General features: G+C 51.6%; 18 protein-coding genes. 8 read left to right on the forward strand and 10 right to left on the reverse strand.

The features are described 5' to 3' along the window. The coding region (locus RIC19_RS04720) for a hypothetical protein (protein ID WP_350177141.1) at positions 1-217 on the forward strand (217 nt) is incomplete at its 5' end. Positions 218-305: 88 nt separating this feature from the next. Here RIC19_RS04720 and rpsP read toward each other — a convergent pair. Continuing rightward, on the reverse strand, positions 306-911 hold the full coding sequence (gene rpsP, locus RIC19_RS04725; RefSeq protein ID WP_350177142.1) for a 30S ribosomal protein S16: 606 nt from the start codon (positions 909-911) through the stop codon (positions 306-308). A 349-nt stretch (positions 912-1,260) separates the two neighbouring features. On the opposite strand from rpsP, the gene RIC19_RS04730 reads away from it, so the two are divergent. Continuing rightward, complete coding sequence (locus RIC19_RS04730; RefSeq protein ID WP_350177143.1) at positions 1,261-3,936, forward strand: choice-of-anchor L domain-containing protein; 2,676 nt, start codon at positions 1,261-1,263, stop codon at positions 3,934-3,936. Between the two features lie 240 nt (positions 3,937-4,176). Here RIC19_RS04730 and RIC19_RS04735 read toward each other — a convergent pair whose 3' ends face one another. Continuing rightward, the gene (locus RIC19_RS04735; protein WP_350177144.1) at positions 4,177-4,677 is read right to left on the reverse strand and encodes an Lrp/AsnC ligand binding domain-containing protein; all 501 of its coding nucleotides are present in this window, start codon (positions 4,675-4,677) and stop codon (positions 4,177-4,179) included. Positions 4,678-4,939: 262 nt separating this feature from the next. Here RIC19_RS04735 and RIC19_RS04740 point away from each other — a divergent pair, with 262 nt between their 5' ends. The 3 genes from RIC19_RS04740 to RIC19_RS04750 all read left to right on the forward strand — a co-directional run bounded on the left by RIC19_RS04740 (position 4,940) and on the right by RIC19_RS04750 (position 7,913). Continuing rightward, positions 4,940-5,332 carry a hypothetical protein gene (locus RIC19_RS04740; protein WP_350177145.1) on the forward strand — a complete coding sequence of 131 codons (393 nt, stop codon included), beginning with the start codon at positions 4,940-4,942 and terminating at the stop codon, positions 5,330-5,332. Between the two features lie 11 nt (positions 5,333-5,343). Then, entirely contained in the window at positions 5,344-5,880 is a 537-nt protein-coding gene (gene yjjX, locus RIC19_RS04745; RefSeq protein WP_350177146.1) for an inosine/xanthosine triphosphatase, read from the forward strand. Positions 5,881-6,455: 575 nt separating this feature from the next. After that, positions 6,456-7,913, forward strand: coding sequence for a GWxTD domain-containing protein (locus RIC19_RS04750; RefSeq protein ID WP_350177147.1), 1,458 nt, complete (start codon positions 6,456-6,458; stop codon positions 7,911-7,913). 185 nt (positions 7,914-8,098) lie between these two features. On the opposite strand, the gene RIC19_RS04755 is transcribed toward RIC19_RS04750, so the two are convergent. From RIC19_RS04755 to RIC19_RS04765, 3 genes are all read right to left on the reverse strand, one after another. Then, positions 8,099-9,331, reverse strand: a complete 1,233-nt coding sequence (locus RIC19_RS04755; RefSeq protein WP_350177148.1) for a tetratricopeptide repeat protein — start codon at positions 9,329-9,331, stop codon at positions 8,099-8,101. A gap of 245 nt (positions 9,332-9,576) precedes the next feature. Continuing rightward, positions 9,577-11,634, reverse strand: coding sequence for a DUF4331 family protein (locus tag RIC19_RS04760; protein ID WP_350177149.1), 2,058 nt, complete (start codon positions 11,632-11,634; stop codon positions 9,577-9,579). Positions 11,635-11,667: 33 nt separating this feature from the next. Next, complete coding sequence (locus RIC19_RS04765; RefSeq protein WP_350177150.1) at positions 11,668-13,386, reverse strand: DUF4331 domain-containing protein; 1,719 nt, start codon at positions 13,384-13,386, stop codon at positions 11,668-11,670. Positions 13,387-13,623: 237 nt separating this feature from the next. On the opposite strand from RIC19_RS04765, the gene RIC19_RS04770 reads away from it, so the two are divergent. Beyond that, positions 13,624-14,202: a YdeI/OmpD-associated family protein gene (locus RIC19_RS04770; RefSeq protein ID WP_350177151.1), complete on the forward strand. Its 579-nt coding sequence runs from the start codon at positions 13,624-13,626 to the stop codon at positions 14,200-14,202. 342 nt (positions 14,203-14,544) lie between these two features. On the opposite strand, the gene RIC19_RS04775 is transcribed toward RIC19_RS04770, so the two are convergent. The 5 genes from RIC19_RS04775 to RIC19_RS04795 form a co-directional block, all read right to left on the reverse strand. Further along, the gene (locus RIC19_RS04775; RefSeq protein WP_350177152.1) at positions 14,545-15,726 is read right to left on the reverse strand and encodes a T9SS type A sorting domain-containing protein; all 1,182 of its coding nucleotides are present in this window, start codon (positions 15,724-15,726) and stop codon (positions 14,545-14,547) included. A gap of 358 nt (positions 15,727-16,084) precedes the next feature. Further along, positions 16,085-17,266 (reverse strand): T9SS type A sorting domain-containing protein, encoded by a 1,182-nt coding sequence (locus RIC19_RS04780; RefSeq protein WP_350177153.1) that lies wholly within the window; start codon positions 17,264-17,266, stop codon positions 16,085-16,087. Positions 17,267-17,471: 205 nt separating this feature from the next. Next, on the reverse strand, positions 17,472-20,219 hold the full coding sequence (locus RIC19_RS04785; RefSeq protein ID WP_350177154.1) for an ATP-binding protein: 2,748 nt from the start codon (positions 20,217-20,219) through the stop codon (positions 17,472-17,474). A 421-nt stretch (positions 20,220-20,640) separates the two neighbouring features. Then, a complete protein-coding gene (locus RIC19_RS04790; protein ID WP_350177155.1) occupies positions 20,641-21,279 on the reverse strand; it encodes a hypothetical protein in 639 nt (212 codons plus the stop codon). Between the two features lie 102 nt (positions 21,280-21,381). Further along, positions 21,382-22,713, reverse strand: coding sequence for a purple acid phosphatase family protein (locus RIC19_RS04795; protein ID WP_350177156.1), 1,332 nt, complete (start codon positions 22,711-22,713; stop codon positions 21,382-21,384). Positions 22,714-22,970: 257 nt separating this feature from the next. Here RIC19_RS04795 and RIC19_RS04800 point away from each other — a divergent pair, with 257 nt between their 5' ends. Next, positions 22,971-24,245 carry a T9SS type A sorting domain-containing protein gene (locus RIC19_RS04800; protein WP_350177157.1) on the forward strand — a complete coding sequence of 425 codons (1,275 nt, stop codon included), beginning with the start codon at positions 22,971-22,973 and terminating at the stop codon, positions 24,243-24,245. Next, entirely contained in the window at positions 24,242-25,147 is a 906-nt protein-coding gene (locus tag RIC19_RS04805; protein WP_350177158.1) for a heme/hemin ABC transporter substrate-binding protein, read from the forward strand. The genes RIC19_RS04800 and RIC19_RS04805 overlap by 4 nt, the downstream gene beginning before the upstream one ends. The last annotated feature ends 6 nt before the right edge of the window (positions 25,148-25,153 follow it).

Here is a 25,153-nt window from a genome sequence, read left to right on the forward strand (position 1 = left end):
TTTTGGAGCGAACGCAGCAAAATTTTGTTCTGATCAAGGCGTGATGAGGGAACATAGCCTTAGCTACGTGACCGAAGAACAACGAAGAGCAGGACAAAATTTGGCAAGAGTAGCCCGAAGTGTAAAATCCCAACACGCTCTAAAACCCGCAAAGGTACCTGTGATCATGCAAAGAGGGCTTACTGCTGCCAGTAAACCCTCTTTCCTGTTGCATTAAGAGCGCGTTGGGACTTTAGTAATCGGTCTGCAAACTACAGTTTTCGACTAGAAGACAAAAGTCCCAACACGCTCTAAGAAAACTACGGTTAGTCTTCTTTTTTCTCTTCTTCAGCCGCAGGCTGCTCCGCTGCAGGTGTTGCCTCAGCAGCCGCTTCTTCAGCGGGCGCTTCAGTTTCTGCCTCGGCAGGAGCTTCTTCCGTTGCTGTTTCAGTAGCAGGTGCTTCAGCTTCAGGAGTTTCCTCGGCGGGTGCGGTTTCTTCAGCTACCTCTTCGGGCTCAGGGGCCGGAGGTGGTGGTGGCGTACCAGAAAGCTTTGATAACAACTGCGCATGCTCAGCAGCCGATTGCTCAAACCGTGCTGCGATCTTAGCTTCTTTGTTATCAATCCATTCCTGATACTTCGCGTCAGCCTGCTCCTCAGTAAGGGCTCCTTTAGCTACACCCCGCATGAGGTGGCGCTTGTAGTAAACCCCTTTGAAGCGCAGAATGGCACGTACTGTATCAGTAGGCTGTACCCCTTTCTGCAACCAGTCGAAAGCTTTGTCCCGGTCGATTTCAATCGTCGCAGGCTTAGTCATTGGGTTATAAGAACCCAGTCGTTCGATGAAGCGACCATCGCGCGGTGCGCGTCCGTCTGCAACAACGATGTGGTAGAAAGGACGCTTGCGGCGGCCCTTCCTTTGTAAACGCATCTTAACTGCCATTGGCTTGTTAAAATTATTGTGGTGAAAACATACCCACGTAACTTGAGATCAAGCGATGGGTTTTTAACGGGTGCAAAGGTAAGGTATTTAATTGGAACGTTCAAGCAGCCCTCCCAACAATAATCCCTGATAAACTTAGCTTGTCACAAATTCGTGGTTATACGCATACATTTTTCTCATAAATTAACCCTATCTTTCCGGCATCATTATCGCTGAAGCCCCCCTGGCAACCTGTCGATTTATCCGTTAAATTTGTTTACTTTTCCGTTATTGAATCTGTGGTAACGCGTTTATTCGTTTTGCTACAGCAGATTCCTATAACCTTTAGATTTTCGATATGCATAGGTTGGCAAAAATTAGCTTTTGGACTGCGTTGGTGCTGTTTGCACTTGCTGGAAGCTCTTGGTCTGAGCGCCCACCCTATGCCCTACCTTCTAATGGGATCATTACTGACAACAGCTATACGGTAGAGGAACTGGTACAGGACGTTTTTGTAAACGGCGCCTGCAATACCATCACGAATATTCAGGCCATCGGCAATGAAGAAGGCATCGGTTACTTTGAAGATGGCGCGAGCAGCATCGGCATGGAGCGGGGGGTGATCCTCTCTACTGGCCCTACGGAAAACGCACATGGGCCCAATGACTATACCGACCTTTCCGGCAACTTCAACGATACAAATGGCGACCCCGACCTCAACCTGATGGCTACCGGGGCGGTAAAGGATGCAGTGGGGATTGAGTTTGACTTCACCCCCCTTGACTCCACCGTGGCTTTCCGTTATGTTTTTGCTTCTGAGGAATACTGCGAATTTGTGGGGAGCATCTACAACGATGTTTTCGGGTTCTTCATTTCCGGCCCCGGTATCAACGGGAGTTTTTCTGATAATGCAGAAAACGTTGCCATCTTGCCAGGCACCTCTGACTACGTAAGCATTAATTCCGTCAATTATCAGGATAATGCACAGCTTTATGTGCACAACGAGCTCGCTACAGACGCAAACGTGTGCGATATTTCCATCCCTTCCGGTGCCTATCACCCCTTCATAGAGTACGATGGCTTTACCACCCGGCTCACCGCTGTGCTTAAGCTGATCCCTTGCGAGACATACCATATCCGGCTCGTCGTCTCGGATGTTGGCGATAATTTTTTCGATTCTGCGGTTTTCCTGGAGGCTGAAAGTTTTAATCTGGGCGGAGAAGTGAAAGTAAGCGCAGGCACCGGAGCGACACCGCAAGACCCGGCTCTGGAAGGCTGTTCCGGCAATTATTTCAAGTTTGAACGTGCCCCCGATACCGACGATAGCTTCCCGCTGTCGGTCAACTACCTGATCAGCAGCAGCAGTACAGCCGAAGAAGGTGTTGACTTCACATCCCTGCCTGGCAGCATCACGATTCCTGCCCACCAAAACTACGTGGCCCTGCCCGTTGAGCTGATCAATGACGGGCTGGTGGAACCTCTCGAACAAATTGACCTGAAGCTCGATATCCCCTGCGCCTGCTACTCCGATTCAACCACCATGTACATTACCGACAGCCCCGGCTTTGACCTTACCGTGGCAGATGTAGCCGTTTGCGAGAATAGCACGAACATCATGCCCGCCCAAATCGAAGGGGGGACAGGCGGGTTTACTTATCAGTGGAGTACCGGGGCCGGCAGCAACGCGATTACAGTGTCTGCCGACAATACCGGGCCTTATTTCCTGACCGTGACGGATGCCTGCGGCAATACGGAAGTGGATTCTGCCTATACCTTTACCACGCCCCCACCCACGGCGGTGCTCAGTGGTTATGGGCAGATTTGCCAGGGCGATACCGCCTGGCTGAACGTCGATCTCCAAGGTACTCCTCCCTGGCAGCTAGGCTATCAGGTAGCAGGACAGCAGTTTGATGTACAGCAAATCCTGCAGTCGCCTTTCCAACTGCCCGCCGTCCTACAGGGCACTCATGAATTAACCTGGGTTGCTGATTCAGGTTGTGAGGGCGAGGCCAGCGGTACGGCTTTGGTGGAGGTCAACACCATAAACGTGAGCGCCACCACACAAGATGCCACCTGCTCTGGCGTGGCTGACGGGCAGATTACCGCAACCCTGAATGGAGGCACCCCGCCCTACGATTGGTTTTGGCTGGATACGCCCGCTCCGGACCTCCAACGAAAAGACCTGAGCCCAGGTTCCTACGTCATTTTAGTGACGGACGATAGCGGTTGCGAAGCGGAAGCCACCTTTACAATTAGCTCGCCCCCTCCCCTTGAGCCCCTGGAGTTTGATTGCGAAGCCATCGCCTCCGGTGCTATTGACGCCAGGCCAACCGGTGGTACGCCCCCATACCTCTTTTCCATTGACGGTGCCCCGTTTGGTGGAGCCGAATTACTGGATCAGTTGACCGCCGGAGAAGAATACACCATATCTATACTGGATGCAATGGACTGTGAAGTAGAACAGGACATCCGCTGGCCCGCCACCTACGAACAACTGGTGAACCTGCCCGCCACCATGGAAATAAACCTTGGGCAACCGGATACCATCCGCCCCGTCTTCAATATTCCATTAAGCCTGATCGCCAGTATTCGGTGGACGCCCTCAATCGGGCTCAGCTGTTTTGACTGCCCCTTCCCGGAAGTTAATATCACACAGCCACAGACTTATACGCTCCGCGTGGTCGATGTATATGGATGCTCGATTGAGGTCAGCATTTCCATAACCCTGGATGAGTCCATAGATATCTTTATCCCAACCGCCTTTTCGCCTAATGGCGACCAGGTGAATGACCAGCTGAATGTTTATGCTAATGCCCATCAGGTGGCTAAGGTGCTGACCTTCCGCGTCTTTGACCGGTGGGGCGGGCTGATGTTTGAGGCCCGGGATTTCCCACCCAACAGTGAACGGCTGGGCTGGGATGGCACGTTCCGCGGTCAGCCGATGGACCCCGGCGTATACACCTATATGGCTATTTTGGAACTCACCACCGGCACCCGGAAGACGATAGGCGGCCACGCTTTGCTGATGCGCTAGTGGAGTGTTCCGGAAGGAATTAAGCGTAAAAGTTCAGTAAGCCTAAGAGCAGTTGAGTACTTCTCCGGCAGGCTGACAGAGCAGGGCAGCGCCTGAGGTTACCCTGTATAAAGCGGGCAATTTCGGCGCTCAACCTTGCCTGGGCCCCTCTCCAACGGCTGAGGATAACAGATGACTTCTCCGAAGTCATCCAGTGCGTACTGGCCTGGCTACCCTCTTCATTTGATACTTGAAAAAGCATTAACCCTCCTCTTCCGATTCCTCCGGAAAAGGCTCATCCGTGATATGAATAGGGCGGTTGATGCTTTCCTGCAGGGAGATAAAAGTTTCTGTACGCTGTATGCCATTAATCTTTTGCACCTTATCGTGAAGGACATCCCTGAGGTGTTTGGTATCCCGGCAAACAATGGTTGCGAAAATAGAATACAGGCCCGTAGTGTAGTGCGCCGCCACCACTTCCGGGATTTTAGCCAATTCAAGCGCTACATCTTCATAGAGCGAGCTTTTATCAAGATAAATCCCCAGGAAGGCGGAAACATCATAGCCCAACTTGCCGGGGTCGACAGCCAGATGATAGCCTTTGACGAGACCGGCATCCTCCAGTTTTTTCATACGTACATGGATGGTGCCACCGGAGACAAAGAGCTGCTTGGCAATATCCGTGTAGGGTTTTTTAGCATTCCGCATGAGGATGGAAAGGATTTTTCTATCCAGGTCATCAATTTCAGTTCCTTTAGCCATATATTATCATTTCTTCAGCGACAGGGTGTTAGAATTGAGCAGCGCTCAAAATAAATGAATATTCCTGAATTGAATTAACATTCTCGAAATATCTGTTCGTTTACGAACTAATTCGTCTCCGGTTAAACACTCGTGCCTTTTTTTGACTTCAACCGGTACCCGGCAGTTTTCAAGATTCTCCCCGTCTTGTTTTTTGGACGAAGAATAGCGGGGACAGCTCAAAATAATTGGTACTTTTGCCAATAAATCATTTTGGATGACTATGAACTCTAAGCGAATTTCCTACGCCTTTTTGCTAGGCATCGGCTTGATGCTGCTGGCGGTTTCCTGCGCCGATGAACCGGAAAACATACAGGAGCTGCTCCCCGGCAGGTGGGAATTGCAGCAAGCCACCCGCAATGGCGAGCCTACCCGCTCTCTGGCTGATCTTTATTTCGAATTTGACGCAACTGGCATCATGCGTACCAACCTCCCGGTCGCAAAAGGGGAAAGCTCCTACCTGATTTCAGGCCAGGCTATTGAGCAAAACCAGGATGGCAACGTCATTGCCTATACCGTATCCTCCATCACAGACAGCACCCTGGTACTGCAAACGGAATTGAGAGATACACCTTTTCAGTTTCAACTCTTGCGCGCTACGGCCAATCAAGAATAGACCCCGCTTTTATGTCTGAAATTAAGGTAGTCGTCGCCTCACTCAATCCGGTGAAACAAGCTGCAGTTCAACAAGCTTTCAAAAAGGCCTTCCCTGATTTGCGCTTGTCAATAACCGGGGTGGATGTCCCTTCCGGTGTCCGCGATCAGCCGCTTACAGATTCAGAAACCCTCCTCGGTGCCCGGCAACGGGCCCAACGAGCGCAGCAAGCCCACCCTCATGCTGATTTCTGGGTCGGACTGGAAGGCGGAGTTGCCAATGCTCAGGGGCTGGGCATGCAGGCTTTTGGATGGATGTGCGTGCGGACTGACAGCCGGGAGTATAGCGCGAGGAGTGCCAGCTTCCCTATGCCCCGAAAGGTTATTGCCAGCATAGAAGCCGGTGAAGAGCTGGGGCCGGTCATGGACGCCTTATTCGAAGAACACAATACCAAGCACAAGGGAGGGGCTGTCGGATTGCTCACCAATGGTTTGGTAAGCCGGGAGGCGCTCTATATTCAGCCGCTGATTTTCGCCCTCATCCCCTTTATGCATGAGCAGCTGTTTTGAAACCCAACCGGCTGAAAATTACTCAACAGAGACTCGGGCCGCTACGGTACCGCCCCCTGATCAAGCTACCGGCAAGCGCCTTTTGATCCGGTTCAGACGCATTCTGTGATGCCGCTGCAGTACAACCGGATAAAAGTTGCCGATGACCTTTATTCCCAGACAAAGTAAGCGCGTGTTGGGATTTTGGTCTTCTAGTCGAAAAAGTGCAGTTTACAGACCGATTACTAAAGTCCCAACACGCTCTAAGCCTAGCATAGGCATGGCATATTTTAATAACAGAGCTTATTCCACAACATCACAAAGCTACTCCCTTTCGGGGATTTTTGCCGCCTCTCTTCTTCAATCAGGAGTGTGAATACAACGCATCAGATATGTGTGGGTACGGTTGAGCTACGCATAACCTTTGCCCCACCTTATTTGTTAGCTTTTGCAAGGGTAAAAGTGGGATTGCCGGACCGCACTCACCCGCCCTGCAGGCATCATCACCTACGCGAAGCCGACATTCACGCATTTTACCCTCCGGGGTACGGGCGAAACTGCTATATTTATTGTAAGTTGAATCAAACTATTCAGTTATGAAAAAGTCTATCCTGACCATCGTTGCCAGTATTTGCTTTTCTATTGGGCTTTTTGCGATAGATGCCAGCATTTCTTTTGCAACATTCAAGACCCCTGACAACCCCTACATAGAGGTGTACCTGCACATTGCAGGGCAGACTGTTGCCTTTAAAGAGATGCCGGACAGTCTCTATCAGGCGAATGTTGAGGTGGTTATCTTATTCAAGCAAGGGGACGAAATTATCAAATTTGACAAATACGCCCTCAACAGCCCCCTCACCAAAAACAGGATCGACTTTATTGATTTAAAACGCTTTGCACTCGACCCCGGTCAATACGACCTCGTAGTGGCGGTGTCTGACCTCAACGAAGAAGGCAATGCCAAAGAATACAATACCGACTTTAACATCGGGTTCTCTGAAACGGATATCTGCCAGTCGGGCCTAACCCTGCTTTCCAGCTACGACAAAGCGGAAGCGGGTGAGCAGAGCATGTTCGTCAAGAACGGCATCAAAATGGAGCCTTTGCCTTTCAACTTTTACAACCGCAGGGCTTCCCGCCTGATTTTCTACAACGAAGTGTACAATTCAGAAAAAGTACTGGGCGAAGATTACCTGGTGAGTTACTCCATAGAGCCAGCGAATAAAGAAAATGCCAAACCGATTATGATCGGCCACAAAAGGCAGAAGCCCGCTCCTGTTGTTCCAGTACTGATCGGTATGGATATCACGGAGCTGCCCTCCGGCAATTACACCCTCATTGTGGAAGTCAGGGACCGGGCCAAAGGGCTGTTGAGCCGGAAAACGGTCTTCTTTCAGCGTAGCAACCCATTCCTGGAGGAGGCCCCTGTTGAGATGGTGGATTTTGACGTCAGGGAGGAGTTTGTACAAATGCTCGATGAGGAAGAATTGGAATACAGCCTGCGTGCCCTGACCCCCAAAATTCCGCAGAACGATGTGGAGGCCGTTGACATTATGATCAAAAAAGAAAACATTGAAGGGCAACGGCTTTACCTGTTCAGTTATTGGGCGGGGCAAGCGCCCAACAACCCTCAGGCGGCTTACGATAAATATATGGAAATTGCCCGTGCCGTAGACCAAATGTACGATTCGGGCTTCCGCCACGGTTTTGAAACCGACCGCGGCTATTACTACCTCAAATACGGGCAGCCAGACGATATGGAGATGCGCGATCAGGAGCCTTCTGCCCCACCCTATGAGATATGGACCTACTACGAGTTCCCGGCCACTAATCAAAATAACGTGAAATTTGTTTTCTACAACCCTTCCCTCTCCCCCGGAGACTATACGCTGCTGCACTCCACTGCTATCGGTGAACGCAGCAATCCGAGCTGGCTCAGAGAGCTCTACCGCAATGCACCGGCCAACGAGCTCAACGGTGACGACCCCTTCGGCGGCAACGATGTGATGGATAACTTCAACCGAAATGCCAGCCGGGTATTCCGGGATTATTAGTAGACTTGATGCGTCGGGTCAGTGCAGTGGGAAAAATGAGCTATTTTAACCCTGTAATGATCCCCGACGCATCAAGTTTGGCACTGATGCGGGTTTGGAGGTGTGCTGTTGATACTACTAAAAAGTACCCCAAATAGCGTACTAACGCCATTCAGGGCACATTCATCCAACCTTATTATGTATCATTACCGGCTAGCCAGTTGCTGAGCAATCGTATTCAGCTCAGGGTACTGTGCTTTAGTAGCTTTAGCTTTTTCAAGGTGCAGGCTCGCCTTTTCTGTTTCTCCGATCCGGGAGTAGATTTTAGCCAGCACCCGGTTCACATCAATATTAGCGGGGCGCTTTTCGTATTCGCCCAGAGCGTAAGTCAGGGCTTTATTGTGGTTCTCCGCCAAATCAGAATACAGATTGGCGTACTCCAGGCTCATGTCGTGGCCACTGTCGGTATCTTCCTTCAGCATCACCCAGAGTTCATCCATCGTTTGTTGGAAAGCCGCTTCCCGCCCGGTAGCCTTGTAAATTCCGGCCAGTTTTTCGTAGAAGCCAAACTCGGGGATCGCGGTACAGGCTGTTTTCAGCATCTGCTCTGCTTCTTCGTAATTTCCTGCTTCGGCCTCCAGGTTGGCCAGGGCGGCGATGGCAAAAGGATAGCCGGGGCGCTCTGCCAGAATTTGCTGATAGGTTTGCCGGGCAGCTGCTGTTTTACCATAACGCTCGTACATTTCGGCCAGTGTCAGGCGGGCCCAGGCGGTGGCTTCATACCCGGGGAAACCCGCGTCCACCGCCAGTTGCATGGCTTCAAAGGCACCGTCCACCTGACCGTGTATTTCGCGCAGGTAGGCGACCCGGGCGTAGGACCGCATATCGGGGCGTATACTGACCATTTTGTCGGCCATAACTACCGCTTCTTCGTAATTGCCCAGCTCGACGTTGGCATCCACCAGCGCTCCGTAAATCTGGGCGTTGTAGGGATTGAGTTGCACTGCTGCTTCAGCGGTTTCAAGGGCTTGGGCAAAGTCATGCAGGGACAGCTCCACACTTGCCCGTGTAGCCAGTTTCCGGAAACGGATATCCTGATCGGGGTGGTCTGCCGGAATCTCCGAAAGGATGGCTAACGCCGCCGGGTAATAGTGCCCGTGCTCACCGGTTATGCGGGCTTCATTGATAAAAAGGTGGGCCATCTTGATCCGGGCCTCTGCCGCCTCTTCGTTCTGAATAGCCATACGAAGACCTACGTATTGATTCTGTACCGTTTCCCATTCTTTACCGTTGCGAAGGGGTTCACTGCGGTCCAATAACTCAGGTACCGCTGCTTTAGAGGTCGTTGTGGTATTATCTTTAGGTTGGGGAGCTTGCTGGCAGTTGGTCATCAGGAGGGCCAGTAAGCCTATGGTCAATAAGGAGTATATCGATTTCATGTTATTGTTTTTTTAAAGAAGCGCGCGGGGCAGACTGCCCCGCGCGGTCTCAGAAAATTAGAGTCACCTTTGGTAAATTCAAAGGGTTCCCCCTCACTATTACTTTGTCAAGTATGAAATGAAAAGTGGAGCCAAGCCAGTAAGCATTGGTCGACTTCGGAGAAGTCGAATGTTCTTCCCAGCCAGAGGGGAGATAGCCTTTTTGCTCATTTCTGCACAAGCAGCTTTTCATACTCTACAGATTACTAATTCGTCTTCACCAATTTGATAATCTGCAACGTCTCACCATTACCAGAGACAGCTCTTGCAAAGTAGAGGCCCTCCGGATATTGCCCGGCCTGCCAGTCGACTGTGTAGGTGCCAGCATCCTGCGGGCCATTCACCAGCGTAGATAACTGCTTGCCATTGACATCAAACAGACTGATGGTGAGCTGCTGAGGGCTTTCCAGGCGGTACTGAAGGGTGGTTTGCCCCTGGAAAGGGTTGGGCGCAGCGGCCATCATGTTTTCCTGACCGGCGGTATTAGCCGAAAGGCTGAGGGCAGAAGCCTGAGGCCCGGGGGCAGTCAGCCCGGCAATGGTACCACTACAGTCACTATCTCCTGCAAATGGCATCGCCAGGTAGGGGAATTCCGGACGGAAGGGTTTGTCATTGGCTTCCACGCCCGTGGTGTAAGACAGCACCCCAACGAGATCCTCTGTTACCGGATTGGCACCTCCGGCAGTATAGTCATCGTACCACAGGCCAATGGCTGCCAATACGACACCCGAGACGGCCTGCAGCTCGATACGCGTAACATCGTCTTCCAGCCGCCGCCCATTTGGGAAGCCGTCCATATTGGGAATGAACTCCAAGTCTGCCGTACTATTGTAAGCCGGATCGGTAAGGCCCAGCACTGCTGCCTGAATCAGCCCTAAGGAACTGAAGGCAGGATTGTCGCGCGGGGTGGCCGGCACCGCCATATTGAGGCGCAGCATATCCCCGCCGTTGGGCAGGAAATTGTTGACAAAGGGTTTGCCCGCTGCCAGTGGGTTCCCTTCTTTACCTGTTGCCAACTGGTAAGGGGGCACATTAGGTACACCCGTATGGAATGCAGGCCAGAGGTCTACAGACCGGGGTTTGCCGGGCCCGGGCAAAAGCAGGGTCCCAAAGATATCATCATCCAGGGCCGTACCTGCTACAGCAGCGGTGCCTTTGAGTGGGAACAAGCCATCCTGTCCGTTGCCAAAGTCAAACGATTGCAGGGAATTGCGTTGTATGCGCAGTGGGCCAAAGGCGGGCACTGCACCACCGAAGAGGTCATCATCCATATACAATGCCAGCTCCGGGTTGTAGAAATAATTGTCCAACAGGGTGTCTTCGAGTTCCTGGTAAGGCGTCAGCGCATTCCAGTAGTCTTTCATACCTACCGGGATGACGGCTTCGTTGGTCAGGGGCATGCCCAAACGTGAAACCTGCACCCAGTCTCCGTCGTAGGATTCGCTACCCGGCTCTAGGGTACGGATACGCGGGCGGCTGGCAGAGGCCCACACGCCAATCACGTAGTTCGGGTCCAGGATGCTCTCCGGGCTTCTTGGCGCACCTTTCTTCAGCAAAAACTGAATGGGGATTTCCAAAGCAATAGCACTTGTGTTGAGGCAGGCTAGTCCGTCCCGGGGGGCACCCATCTGACGAGGGGCATCACCAAGGTCGAATATACCGCCAAGGTCCACGAAGAAAGGGTCATCTACAGGGCCGGCGAAAATCTTCTCCCCGGTATGCGCAGAGCGGACCGCGTCTTCAAAAAGCTCAGCATAGTCTGCATTTAAGCCTACCGGTGAAGATATCGAACGTGCGCCGATATTGTTGGGGGGTACTTTCCCATTCACCAGGATGGGGATAAACCCACCGCCGTTGATGCTTTTTTCCACCGTATAGCGGGTCATGAGGTTTTCCTGGCCCAGACGGATGTTGAAGAAAGTGGTCGGGTCTTCATTCTTTTTTTCAAAAGTGAAGCGGTAGACAATCTCATCACCCGGTTTGCTGGCATCGTTATCAATGTGAATCTCGTAGCGGATATTCTCCCCAAACTGATAGTAGTTGGGGCCACCGTGAGGCAGTTGCATAGGCACATACGTTGCAATAAGGACAATATTACGGGGATTGTCGGGGCTTCGGAAAGCATACACATCCACGTTGTCCGCCAGCGGGTCATTAGAGATGAGGGGGGCTTCCCGGTGGCTGGAAGCTTGCAGTGCCTCGCTGCCACAAAAGAGCAGGGCGAGCACCACTGATAGAATAAATTTGAATCTATGGTATAACATAAAGTTTCTTTTTGATTGAGGTAATGGGCGCTATTACTGATCGGTTTCTGTACCGCGCCAGGGCGCAGCCAGATACGGGAAGGAATTGTTGAATGGCTTGTCGTTTTCCTCCACGCCGGTCGTGTAAGTGAGTACACCCAACAGGTCATCCGTCACTGGATTAGGGTCTCCTGCAGTGTAATCATCGTACCAGAGCCCGATCGCTGCAAGGGCAACACCACCAACGGCCTGTAATTCGATACGGGTGACATCGTCCTCCAACCGGCGGCCATTAGGGAAGCCATCCATATTGGGGATAAATTCCAGATCAGCCGTCCCGTTGTAGGTCGGGTCAGTAAGCCCGGCTACGGCTGCAGCTACAATCCCCAGCGGGCTGAAATCTGCGCTTGCCCGGTCGGTGACTGGTACGGCCATATTCAGGCGCAGCATATCGCCACCGTTTGGCAGGAAATTATTGATAAAGGGCTTCCCGGCAGCCAAGGGATTGCCTTCTTTTCCTGTCGCTAGCTGGTAAGGAATGACATTAGGCACACCGGTGTGAAAGATCGGCCAGAGGTCTACTGACCGTGGCATCCCCGGCCCGGGCAGCAATAAGCTGCCAAACACCTGATCGTCCAATGCGGTACCGGCTACTGCCGCAGTGCCTTTCAGTGGGTAAAGCCCGTCCATCCCGTTGCCGAAATCAAAGCGTTGTAACGAATTGCGCTGTATGCGCAGTGGCGCAAAAGCAGGTACGGCCGGACCAAACTGATCATCGTCCATGTACAGCGCCAACTCCGGATTGAAGAAAAACTTATCCAGTACGGTGTCTGTAATTTCTTCGTAGGGGGTCAGGGAGTTCCAATAGTCCTTCATACCAATTGGGATGACGACCTCGTTGGTCAGTGGCATACCCAGGCGGGAAACCTGCACCCAGTCGCCACTGTCTTCGGGGGCGGCACCCAGCATGCCCAGTGTGCGGACTGCCGGTCGGCTAGCTGATGCCCAAACACCGATCACATAATCGGGGTCCAGAATACCAGACGGTGTGTCAGCAGCTCCGTCTTTGAGCAGCATAGCGATCGGAATCTGAATGGCGATGGTATGTACGTTGAACTCGCCCAGCCCGTCGCGGGCAGCACCATTCTGACGCGGAGCATTGCCCAGGTCAAAAATACCGCCAAGGTCTACGAAGAAGGGATCGTCTACCGGGCCGCAGAAGACCTGCTCTCCATCTGGAGTTTGGGCAATCGCTTCGCTCATCAGGCTGGCGTAGGTAGTACCGAGCCCTACCCCACTTTCGATGGACCGCGGACCAATATCGTTGGGCGGTACGATACCACCCTGAACAATGGTTTCAAAGGAGGCACCACCGTCCATACTCCGCTCCATGGTGTAGGTGGTCTTGAGGTTCTGCTGCCCCAAACGGATATTAAAGAAGGTGGTGGGGTCTTCATTCACTTTCTGGAAAGTGAAACGGTAGATGATCTCATCGCCCGCCACTCCGGCATCGTTGTCGATGTGGATTTCATACCGGATGTTTTCCCCAAACGTGTAGTAGTTCGGCCCGCCGTGGGGAAGTTCGGCCGGGATGTAATTGGCAATAATAGTAATGGTGTTGGGGTCATCGGGGCTCCTGAAAGCGTAAACGTCCGTATTATCTGCCAGCGGATCGTTTGCAATCAGCGGAGCTTCGCGGTGGCTTGATGCCATCAAGTCGCTGCCGAGCAGTATACTCAGCAAGGCGCAGACCGCAAGTCTAAATACATTCATACTGTCTGATTTAGGTGAGAAAATTAAAGCATCACGAGCCGGACGGGTACTACAGTGGCTAACCAGGGGTTGCCGTTATGGCGGCACCCTGGTCAACCCGGGTGGGCTGTTGCCGTCTTTAAATCGTGATTTCAGTAATACTTACGGAAGGTGCAACCGCAGCGGATTGAAACCCTTAGGATTTTTTTTAAGATTTCTTCCCCGGCTTTTGTAAATTGAAGCTCAACAACACCAATCATGCCCGTCGAAATCACCGAAATCTTCTACCCCAAGGCCCGCCCGGAATGGCGGCAATGGCTGGAAACGCACCACACGACCAAAACCGAAATCTGGCTGCGCCGCTTCAAAAAAGCGGCCAGTAAGCCCTGCATCACCTACGACGAGCTGGTGGAAGAATGCCTCTGCTTCGGCTGGATAGACGGAGTGGTAAAAAAACTGGACAAAGAGAGTAACGTCCAACGCATCACGCCCCGCCGCAAGAAGAAGACCTTCCTCTCTGAGCTCAACCGGCAGCGGGTATGGAAGCTACAGCGCGAGGGGCTGATGACGCCCGCCGGCATTGCCCCCATCGAAGACCAAATCGGCAGTCCGGATGATCCCTGGGACATCCCCGACTGGGTGGAAGCCCAGCTTCGCGAAGACGATGAAGTGTGGGCTAACTTCCAAGCTTTCCCCAAGCTCTACCGGCGCCTGAAAATCGGCTGGATCAAAGAGTGCGGGGAGCGGCGGCGGGAGGAGGCGCAGAAGCGGCTGAACTGGCTGATCAAGAATACGAAAAAGGGGAAGAGGTATGGGACGGTGCCGATTGAGGGGTGATAGCCCGCCCGTCAGATCTTGGCTCCAAGGTCGCCCCCTGACTAAGAGCGTGTTGGGACTTTTTTCTTCTAGTCGAAAACTAACATTTTTTTGGTTATACGAGGCACGAAAACCGGAGTTTAGCCTTAGCTAAATGAGGATTTTCGGGACGAAGTATAAGCGAAAAAGTGTAGTTTGTAGGCCGATTACTAAAGTCCCAACACGCTCTAAAAGTGTGTTGGGATTTTACACTTTGGGCTCCTCTTGCCAGAGGTTCGCTCCAAAAGCAAAACCCCAACAAGCTCTAAAAACGACTGCCCCGCCCGGAATCCGGACGAGGCAGCCTGATCATTTGGGAAGAGCTTATCTAATGATTTGCAGCTTCCCGATTCCCCTTACTTCTTTATTTGTGTCTGAGATTCTGTAAATGTAGGATCCGCCCGGTAGCTGTACCGGCAAAGACAAAACGGCAGCTGTACTTTGACCTGCGCCAATTTGAGTACTAAAAACCACCCTTCCACTCATATCTAATAATTCAATACTCCCCTTTTGCAGCCCTTCAGGGATTTCAACAGAAAGCATTTCACCCGCCCTTACGGGATTAGGGAATACTTTCGTACTAAAAGTTACAGCCTCTGCTTCAGATGAAGAAGTAATCAGGTTCTTAATCTCCTCAGAGATGGTAAAAAAATCAATATCACCCTGGGCATTCACTCTGATATTTGCAGCAGAGCGTGGCAGGCCCTTGGCGTAGAAAAAGTAGCGGGTAAGGTTTTGTACCTCCCCTTGTTGCAAGCCAAATAAATCGAGCATTATCTGAGGTGCAGGTTGCCCGCCAAGGGTATAGTTAAAAGTGATGGCACGTGTGCGCTTTAACATCAGGGCTTCCATACTTACAGAGCCTGAACCATCCGGATTTGGAAGTATCAGTGTACCGTGCCCGACTACGGAGCAGAATGCACTGTCACGGGTCATCTGACCTGCAGGAGTATTTTGTAAGCTAAACGCAGATACAGTTACCAGGTAGTCCGTTTCAGTAGTTATGTCATAAGCCCAGGAATCGCTGAAATTAAGTGGAAATTGTATCGTTGACTTACGCTCCATGAAGTCATGTTCTGTTTCCAATATTTTCAAAACATCTTCTGCCCCCCCTGTAAAGGTCACCAGGGGAACGTCAAGTGCTCCATAGACTTCACCAATGGGGCCATGCCCTGTATCGTCGAGTAGGTAATAGGAATTTCCAGGTTGATTACCAACACCACCAAGTGCCTGACGAGAGGCCATGTCTGTTAAGTTGGCTTCCGGGAATAAAGCATTGGATGGTGTACTATAATCTGATGCCAAGGTGTCCGTCAAGAGCAAATCGCTATAGTCCCAGACCAACCCTTCGCCCTCTTCCGGTAAATTAGCATTTGAATAATCAAGATTCCAGCCGACGACACGCATACCGGATTCCAGGTTAAAATCAGACCTTTCGATTGTAATTTGGGCCTCCATTTGTGTGCCTAAAAACAAAAGCGTAAACAGTGTAATTAATGACCTCATTGGAATAATTTTTCGGAAAGAAGATCTGGGCTAACGGAATGGCCCGGTGATCACTTTCCATGTGTTGAACAAAATAATGATAATGCTCCCCTATTCATTTCCTGAAACCAGGCCACCTGAAAAGGAAGGGTTTCAATGCCCGATTACGATTGAACACCAAGGCGGGCAGATCATCAAAAAGTATGAAACAAAGGTGGGCAGAAAAGTACCCTAAAGGGTATCAAAATCGAATCAAATGATATAAAAATCCGATCATTTCCCTTGTAAACGCTGGCTTTCCGGCGTTTTTTATTGTAAAGTGCCCCAAACCGGGGCAAATGGGCGGCTACCAATACCGGTTAGCCCAAGCTCACCCCGATTAGTGAATCACTTGCAGCTTCCCGCTTCCTCTCACCTGCTTGTTTTCATCTGTAATTCGGTAGAAGTACATCCCTGAGTGCAGCGTTTTGGGAAGGGCAAACCGGAGGGTTTCGTTTTGGGTGGCGTTCATAGACCAGGAAGCAACCGGCCGGCCAAAGGCGTCGAGGAGCTCAATAGTTCCATTGGCTACTTCAACCGGTACATGGACCGACAGTTGCTGCCCGGCCTGTAATGGGTTGGGAAAAGCCCTGAAAGCATCAGATTCAACAGCTTTTTCCGCAGTGGAGCTGATGATGTCCTGGATATCATCAGGGATCACAAAAAAGGAAACATTCCCTTCCTCATCCAGGACTATTTCGGCGGCAGCAGCAGGAAGCCCCTTTACATAAAAGGAGTATCTGGTAAACGTCGATGTTTCGCTCTGCTGCAGCCCAAACAGATCAAGCATCAGTTGAGGGGCAGGCTGTCCACCCAGAAGGTAAGTGTATGTCAGGCTTTCTGTATGTTTAACCATTAGGGCTTCTGCGCTTATCGTACCCGAACCACCAGGGTTAGGCAACAGAAGTGTACCATAACCAGACACTTCGTAAACGGAACTATCACGGGTTATCTGGCCCGCTGGTACATTCTCAAGGTTAAAAGCCTCAACAGAAACCTGAAAATCAGAGGTGATCGTATGATCATATGACCAGCTATCATTATACTGAAGCGGAAACTGAATAAAAGTCTCCTGAGGATCAAATTGGTAGACTTTCCCAAAAACCCGAAGTGTATCCTCTGTTCCGCCGGTGAGCGCACCCAGGGCAATATCAATTGGCTCAGATACCATCCCCGCACGACCGTAGCTTTCATTATTCAGAATCTCATAGGAAGTTCCATCCTGTCTTGCGAGTCCTCCTAAAAAGTTGCGGGCAGTGGGGCTTGTAAACAGAGACTCTGGGAACTCATCACTCATATTGGCATCAAAGTCAGTAAAAAAACCATTACCTACTGATAGCCCGCTGTAATCCCACAATAGATCTTCACCAGACTCCGGAATCGTAACCCCTTCTTCATCAAGGTACCAGTATACTACGCGGGTGTCTGGCTCCAGGGTAAAGTCTGATCTTTCAAGCGTCATTTGAGCCTGCGCCTGCATACCCAAAAAGAAAAGCGTGAACAGTGTAACTAATCGTCTCATCTGAATTGATTTTAAGAAGAAGCCAGCGCCTTTTGGAAGGGCTTCCGGCCCTTTTCATAAGGTTAATAGATCATTTAGAAAGGCAGAAACAAGATAGCCTTACTGATCATCAATGATGACGGTACAAAGATGGGTAGAAGAGCAGGACGGCGGGTATCAAAAACCGATCAAAATATATCAAAAACCGATCAAAACCTTATGAATACTAGCTTTCTGATTGTTTTTTGGCAAACTGGCCGGGCGTTTCCCCGTACTTATCCTTGAAGCATTTGATGAAGTAGGCGGTGCTGCTGAAACCGGTTTGGAAGGCAATTTCAGCTACCGTCCCACTCTGCTGCCGGAGTAAATCTGCACTGCGCTGCAAACGGATGGAGCGTATAAACTGATTGGAAGACTGATTGACCAGCGCCCGCAGTTTGCGGTTGAGGTGAGGCGAGCTCATCCCGACCTGCCGGGCCAGGGATTCAACGCTAAACTGTTCATCTCCCAAGTGGCTTTCCACGATTTCCAGCGCTCTTTCCAGAAAGTCCTGATCAATGGAGTTGACCGATACCTCCTCGGGCTTCAGCTCTACCGCACTAGCGAAACGCTGCCGCAATTGCTCTCGTAGTTGAATGAGGTTGTGAATACGCACCCTTAGTTCTTCGGCATCGAAAGGCTTGGCCAGATAGTCATCAGCACCGGTGCGCAATCCCTGCAGTTTCTCCTCTTGCTCAGCTTTGGCGGTCAGTAGAATGACGGGGATATGGCTCGTGCGGACATCCCCCTTTAGGGCAGCGCACACCTCATACCCATTTTTGCGGGGCATCATCACATCGCTCACGATGAGGTCGGGCATGTGCTCCCGGGCTATTTCGATGCCGGATTGACCATCCCTGGCTTCAATAATCTTAAACGCCGTGTCCAGCCGTTGCCGGATAAACGCCCGGACTTCATCGTTGTCTTCGATCAGCAGTACAGTAGCGTCCGGTTGAGTGGAGGCATGAACCTTCTGATAAGGTATTTCCTCTGTGGTCTGTAACGGAGCTGCAAGTACAGTACCTGACTGCATAGGTGACTCCACCCGCTCTTCCGGTCGTAAATGCCCGCTTCCCAACGGTAGGAAAACCCGGAACGTAGCCCCCTCCCCTTCGAAGCTTTCCACCTCAATACGGCCATGATGCAGCCGGACAAGTTCCCGGCTGAGCGCCAGTCCCACACCGGTGCCCACTTCAGGGGAAGCCGATACCTGAAAAAACCGTTCAAAGACTTTATCCTGCAGCGACTGCGGTATGCCGGGCCCCGTATCCGACACGCTGAGGCATAATTCCTGTCCAAGCTGCGACAAGGCTACACTCACGCTGCCTCCGGAAGGCGTAAATTTCAAGGCATTGGAAAGTAAATTATTAACCACCTTTTCCAGTTTGCCCGCTTCATAGTACAAGTGAACCGAAGGCTGCTCACTCTTGAAGGAAAGATGGATTTCCCGGTCCTCTGCCAGGGATTCAAAGGCGAAGACCAAGCTGTACACCAGAGGGACGACATCCTGTTGGCTGGCTCTCAGCTCCATTTTTCCTGCTTCCAGCCTGGATAACTCCAGGAGCTCATTTACCAGATAAAGCTGGTTATTGGCATTGCGTAAAGCAATTTCCATCAACTGTCGTTCCCTTGGCTCTGGATTCCCTTCCAGCAATTGCTGCAAAGGCCCCATCATGAGAGTCAGTGGCGTGCGGAACTCATGGGAAAGATTGGTAAAAAACCTGGTCTTCAGGGCGCTGAGCTCTTCAAACTGTTCTTTCTTTTTACGTAGCGTGGTGACCCGTTCAAATAAAATGAAAAACAGGAATCCGGAAAAGAACAACAGTCCAACCTGAAAACTGTACCGCAGCCCAAACACCCCGGAAAGTATATTTGAATTGTCCAACAGGAACAACATTCCGCCGACAAACAGAATAACGAAAGGCCACATCAGAGTGCGGGCTGTGCTTTGACCTTTCCTGGCCAGACGGGCAACTGGAAAGATGCTCAGCAGGGCCCAAAGCCCGAGACACATATCGGTGACCACCCGGGCAACCTGAAAGTCATTGAGTACTAAAATAAGCAGATAGGGCGATACCGCTGTCCATCCGGAAAACCAGGCGTACACTTTATAATACCGCGGCATTTGTTGTCGCATCTGGAGGAAATCAGTCACAAACAGCCCGGCGAACACCACAATACCAGATAGCGCAAAAATGATCATGGGCAAAGAGTCAGTTAGCTTTGGAAATTGCGCCAACAGAACAAGGAGCCCGTACCGGTCAGCAAAATAAAGGGTCGCACTTAGCATTATACCGGTATAAAACAGAAAGACCCGCTCCCGAAAAACCCACGCCATCAGCCCCCCCAGAACCGCAAGCAATACCAGCAAACCAGAATAAAAAGCCTGCCAGGTCAACTGATTGATTAAATCGTTGACCTTGGGGATTTGGGGCAAAAGGGTCAGGTGGGAGAAGTGCTCAGGTGGTGTATTCTCGATATAATCGACTTGAAAATACAGCGTTTGTTCTTTCCCCGGCTCTATGTTGACCCACAAGTACTCATAGGCGGAGGGCAGGCGTTCGTCAAGGTTGTCCATCGTGTAGCTACTGTACTGCTGATCGATCAGGGTCTCGTCCTGCACCACCAGCAAACGGGCCGCATCGGCATAAGTGCAAAACCGCAAAGTAGCACGCTGTGTTAACGGGCTTTCATTGATCAGCCGGATGGCAGACCATTTGCCGTCATTGCTTAGCACCTCGCCCCCGGTCATTAAAGGCTGAAGCTGCTGAATAGCATCGCCTGGCTGAGCAAAGGTATAGAGGGAGTCGTCAAATACTACGTTGGTTTTCAGTTTTCCTTGCAGCCGGTAGGTCGGGATTTCCGTTTGACCCGTCAGATATCCCGTAAACAAAGTACAGACAATGACGACGCCACATCTCAGAAAACCCATCATATCTAATGACCTCCTAGCCAAAACATTAACCCCCATATTGTAAAAGTACTGCTTTTAAGGTTGAGACTATATTTGGATGGGTTCTCTATTGATAACAGTATAACCGGCCAATTGATCAGCTAGTGGAGTATTTTAGAAATAATTGAACGTAGAAGCTCAGCAAACCCAAGGTCTCCAAGCGTGAAATACGCCCAACTCATTCGCACCAGCCAACCGCCTGCAAGTATTCCGCTTGTGGCAAAACACCGGAGGACAAACGAGCAGCCTGAATGGAAAATTGCCAAAACCTTACAGGAAAACCCTGCGTGCTCTGGCAGATCAGCAAAAAAGCCAACAAGAAACAATAGCAATACCGTCACGAAAAAACCGGGCTCCCTGACAGGGACACCCGGCTGCATTATCATTCACTAAATACACTATCTTAGAACAGCCCAAAACGGATGCCCACGTTCAGGGCGAGCCCGTTGATGTCGCTGCTTTCAATATTGACCAGCTCATTGCCCGGATTATTGTATTCGTAATCCAGACCTGAGGTAAAGCGGTAAGACGCCCCCGCAAACAAGCGTGCATTTTTGATCAGGTTAACTTCAGCCTGTACGCCCGGCTCTACGAAGAAAAAATAGTCTTCGCCGAAGGGGTCATCGTTAAAGTCCAGGTCGCCTTTATAGTCCATTGAGGCTTCTCCCCCACCGATAGTCAGTGGAAAGCTAAAGTGTACAAGGTTGTCCGGGTTCAGGATGTACTCAGCGCGCAGGCCACCGTAGCGGAGATCAAGGTAGAGGCGGTCGTCCATTTCTACATCAGGTGTGAATTCATTTGCAGAAGCAAAGAAAGCCGCGCCCAGAGAGAAACGCTTGTTGAAAATCACACCGGCGCTGCCCTGAAGGCTATGTACCGTTTGACCGGCAGCTTGTGTGAGCTGATAGCCCGGCGCTACGTAAAATCCGATTTCGGCACCTCCGCCACCGTTACCAAAAAGTGTCTTGGGGGCATTGTCCTGTGCCTGAGCAATAAACAGGCTACCAATCAGCATCGCGAAAGTGAAAAACGTGTACTTCATCGTGTTTAGATTAGTTTAACTTTTTTTATCAATAGTATTACTATCAAAAAGACAATTTACTGTTCGGCGGGTTCGTAACCTGCGCGATTTTTTTCCACTTTCTTATCGCTCATCCGGGTCAGACAAGGTATTTTCAAATCGGCGCCTGTTTTTATGGCTGATCTTCAATTCCTTAACTTTATTCGGTTTCCCATCCCGCTTATGGATCTCAAAAGCATCGTAGAGCGCCCCGTCTACCATGAAGGCCTTGTAGCGGATTTCATCCTGGCCCACCTCAACTACCTGATACAGCTGTGTATTCTCAGCAGCCCGGTCCATCCAGTCCTGTTCAGTGATGCTGTACATCTTGGGGCCGCTTACCGAAACCACATAAACGGTCTTTGAAGCCTCCTCAAATGGATTCGTACCGGTAATCAGCCCCTGCCCGCGGGCGTAGGAGTGATCGTGCCCCTGCAGCACGAGGTCTACCTGATGCTGATCAAGCAGGGGTTTCCAAAGCTGCTGTACCTCATCGCACTGCCGGTCGCCGGAAGGAGAAATAACCGGATGGTGAAAGGTGACAATCGTCCACCGGTTGGAGTTATCTTCGAGCACGTCAGCAAGCCATTCCGCTTGTCCTTCAAAATCAGCATTCGAATCCATAGAAATGATCCTTGCGCCCTGATAGTCCACATAGAAGCACCGGTCTTCCAGCCCTTCCGGCCCGTTGTCCGGGAAGTTGAACTGTGCGCCCCAAAACGGGGAGATGCCTACCTTGCGCTTTTCGGCATTTTTGATGTATTCGTGGTTGCCCGGAGGCACCACCACCGGCATAGAGCAGTGAATAAAGCCGCCCGCCTGAAACCATTCGCCCCACTCGTAGTCGTTTTGGCTGTGATTGATAAGGTCTCCGGCGTGCAGTACCCAATCCGCCTGTGGTGCTTCCCGGTAGGCGGCACGTATCGCTCTTGACCAATGCTCATGCAGATCGTTTTGGGCATCGCCCAGGTACAAAAAGGTGAAAGGTTCCGGACCGGCCGCGGCTGTGCGGAACTGCACCCACTCGCTCCAATAATCGCCTGCACCTACCCGGTAAGCATACAGAGTGGCCGGTTGGAGGTCCGTAAAGGTGACCTTATGATAGGCCGCCCGGGCAAACTCGGAAACCAACAGCTCAGTTTCTGCCTGATAATCCTTTTCATACTCGTCAAACTCGGGAGAAGGATCTGCCAGCGCGATCTCTGCAGAAGCTGTCCGCACCTCCGCCCTAGTGCGCCAGGTTACCGTTACTGAGGTGGCAGGGTCTGTAGCAGGCGTGAGCAAGATACGGTCGGGCCACCACTGCGGCTCGTAGCGGATTTGCAAGTGCTCCGGGGGCAGGTTCTTCTCCGGAGGCTGCGCAAGGCTCAGCAGGGATAGCATCGATACCCAAACAAGGAGGATTACTTTCTTCATCAGTCTTTTTGTTTTGTCGCTTTGCAAAGGTGGGAAGCCCCTGCCGTTCCCGTTGGCAATGAGGTTGCACATGCTGGTAGACAGGTTACCTGTTACCCGGAATTAGGTAAGCTGTTTAGCTCATTACCCTGTTTTAGGTAACCTCTACCTAAAATTTTTAAGGCCGCATTTTGCCTAACAAACGGTATTGAACCCTTCCCGGGCATGTGCTTACTTTGCAGAAGTCAATTTATTTAAATCTAGTCTAAATAAAAGCCATGCGAACACCTTTACTCCTCCTCGGCCTGATCGCCGTTGCGTTAAGCCTGAATGCGCAGCAGTTTCGGGAAGTCACCTGTGGGCCGAATTATACCTTATCCACTTATTTTAAATTTGGGAATGAAGAGAGCATCAGTCTCGAGCACAATGCCTGGGACATTGCCTTTACTGCACAGGGCCCGCAGGATGCCGGCATTTTTATCAATGAAGCGGCCGGGCTGGAAGGCACGGAGCTGGAATTATTCCTGATCCCCGGTGCTGAATTCGCCGACAATATCGACCTCACGCAGCTGGGCGAACGGCTCCTCAATGATGAAACCAACTGGACCAACGGAGGTGCTTTCAACCAAATGCGCGACCCCGGCAATCCGCTGGACTATGGCTGGGGGCAATACAATCCGGCTACGCAGTCTGTCGAGGGGCAAGCCCTTTTTGTGCTCAAACTGCGCAATGAGACTTTCAAAAAACTGGAAATCAGCAGCCTGGACGGTACCACCTATCATTTTCGCTATGCGAATCTGAACGGCAGCGATGAACAGTCGCATACCCTTAACAAAGCGGACTTTCCGGATAACGATTTGGTATACTGGTCATTCAGTAGTAATGCTGTGGTGGACTTCATCCCTAAGGCTGGCGAATGGGACTTACTTTTCACCCGCTACTCCACCCCATTGGATGATAATGAAGGGAGTACCCTCAACTATCTCCTCACCGGTACCCTTTCCGGTCCTGGCGTGGAGATCGCACAGATCGATGGCATCGACCCTGCTACCGTTACCTTCGAAGGGTACGAAGATTCCCTGAGCACCGACCTCGATATCATCGGCCATGACTGGAAGAACTTTGACCTGGGCACCTTTTCCTGGGCACTGCCTGCCGACCGCGTCTATTTTGTCAAGGCAGCTAATGGAGAAGTCTGGAAGCTCTTCTTTGTCGACTTTGAAGGGTCGAGCACCGGCAATATCGTCTTTCAGGAAACCAATATGGGCGTCGTCAATACTGTTAATCATACCCTGTTTGAAGACCTGAGTGTATTTCCTAATCCTGCCAGGGAGAGGGCTACCGTTGCACTGACGCTAAAGCAAGCCGCCCCGGTACAGCTGAATGTGTTCAATGCTACCGGACAGTCCGTTTGGTCGGCGGTAAGTGAAGAGCCTGCCGGTTTTCAAACGGTCAGCCTCCCGGTCAGCCACCTGCCCGCCGGCAGCTACTGGCTACAGGTACAAACGCCCGGCACCGCGCCGATCTCTCAACCCTTAATCGTAGCCCCATGAACCGGTTTATAATCCATTTTCTGGGCATGCTTGCCCTGGGGCTAAGCCTGAATGCTTGTCAAAACGCCCCGTCCGCGACCGAACAAGCCACACAAGAGGCTTCCTATAAGCGCCTCGTCTCCCTTTCCGGCAGCGTCACAGAACTGCTTTATGAGCTGGAGCAGGGCGATAAAATCGTAGGCGTTGACGTGACGAGTACTTACCCCGCAGAGCAGTTAACCCAATTGCCTAAACTGGGGCACGTGCGTCAGCTCAACGTGGAAGCGCTGCTCAGCCTGCAGCCCGACCTGGTGTTGGCGGAGCGGACGGATGAAGCCTCCGCTGCCCTGCAGCAACTGGAAACCGCCGGGGTGGAAGTCCTTTGGCTCGACGGCTCCTTCACACTGGACAAACCCCTGGCGCAAGCTGAACAGATCGGTAAAAAGCTGGGGCTAAACGAGGAACTCGAAAGCCTGCGGAAAACCTACGAAGCCGACAAAGCCAAGTTGCAGCAAGCCCGGCAGACGATGGAGGGCATCCCCAAAGTGCTTTTCATCTACGCACGCGGTAAGGGCAGCCTAATGGTGGCGGGGAAAAACACCGCCGCTTCCGCAATGATTGAGCTGGCGGGCGGGCAGAATGCTATCTCCTCCTTCGAAGGCTTCCGCGCCCTATCCGCAGAAGGCCTGATGGAGGCACAGCCCGAGGTATTGCTGCTGTTCGACAGCGGCTTGCAGAGCCTGGGCGGCGTGGAAGGCCTGTTGCAAATCCCCGGTCTGGCGCAAACACCGGCGGGGCAGCAGGGCCATATCATTGGGATGGAAGGTTTATACCTGCTGGGCTTCACGCCACGGGCTGCCCGTGCAGCAGCGGACTTATCCGGGCGCCTGCAAGCGTTGCCGGATGCCTACACGCTGAATTAAGAAATC

This window comes from Phaeodactylibacter sp. (genome assembly GCF_040219495.1).
Classification (GTDB): Bacteria; Bacteroidota; Bacteroidia; order Chitinophagales; family Saprospiraceae; genus Phaeodactylibacter.

Coding starts and splice junctions, on each gene's coding strand:
- yjjX (WP_350177146.1), top strand. CDS start 5,344: ATGTCTGAAATTAAGGTAGTCGTCGCCTCACTCAATCCGGTGAAACAA.
- RIC19_RS04755 (WP_350177148.1), bottom strand. CDS start 9,331: ATGAAATCGATATACTCCTTATTGACCATAGGCTTACTGGCCCTCCTG.
- RIC19_RS04770 (WP_350177151.1), top strand. CDS start 13,624: ATGCCCGTCGAAATCACCGAAATCTTCTACCCCAAGGCCCGCCCGGAA.
- RIC19_RS04750 (WP_350177147.1), top strand. CDS start 6,456: ATGAAAAAGTCTATCCTGACCATCGTTGCCAGTATTTGCTTTTCTATT.
- RIC19_RS04785 (WP_350177154.1), bottom strand. CDS start 20,219: ATGATGGGTTTTCTGAGATGTGGCGTCGTCATTGTCTGTACTTTGTTT.
- rpsP (WP_350177142.1), bottom strand. CDS start 911: ATGCGTTTACAAAGGAAGGGCCGCCGCAAGCGTCCTTTCTACCACATC.
- RIC19_RS04795 (WP_350177156.1), bottom strand. CDS start 22,713: ATGAAGAAAGTAATCCTCCTTGTTTGGGTATCGATGCTATCCCTGCTG.
- RIC19_RS04780 (WP_350177153.1), bottom strand. CDS start 17,266: ATGAGACGATTAGTTACACTGTTCACGCTTTTCTTTTTGGGTATGCAG.
- RIC19_RS04805 (WP_350177158.1), top strand. CDS start 24,242: ATGAACCGGTTTATAATCCATTTTCTGGGCATGCTTGCCCTGGGGCTA.
- RIC19_RS04775 (WP_350177152.1), bottom strand. CDS start 15,726: ATGAGGTCATTAATTACACTGTTTACGCTTTTGTTTTTAGGCACACAA.
- RIC19_RS04735 (WP_350177144.1), bottom strand. CDS start 4,677: ATGGCTAAAGGAACTGAAATTGATGACCTGGATAGAAAAATCCTTTCC.
- RIC19_RS04730 (WP_350177143.1), top strand. CDS start 1,261: ATGCATAGGTTGGCAAAAATTAGCTTTTGGACTGCGTTGGTGCTGTTT.
- RIC19_RS04790 (WP_350177155.1), bottom strand. CDS start 21,279: ATGAAGTACACGTTTTTCACTTTCGCGATGCTGATTGGTAGCCTGTTT.
- RIC19_RS04740 (WP_350177145.1), top strand. CDS start 4,940: ATGAACTCTAAGCGAATTTCCTACGCCTTTTTGCTAGGCATCGGCTTG.
- RIC19_RS04800 (WP_350177157.1), top strand. CDS start 22,971: ATGCGAACACCTTTACTCCTCCTCGGCCTGATCGCCGTTGCGTTAAGC.
- RIC19_RS04760 (WP_350177149.1), bottom strand. CDS start 11,634: ATGTTATACCATAGATTCAAATTTATTCTATCAGTGGTGCTCGCCCTG.
- RIC19_RS04765 (WP_350177150.1), bottom strand. CDS start 13,386: ATGAATGTATTTAGACTTGCGGTCTGCGCCTTGCTGAGTATACTGCTC.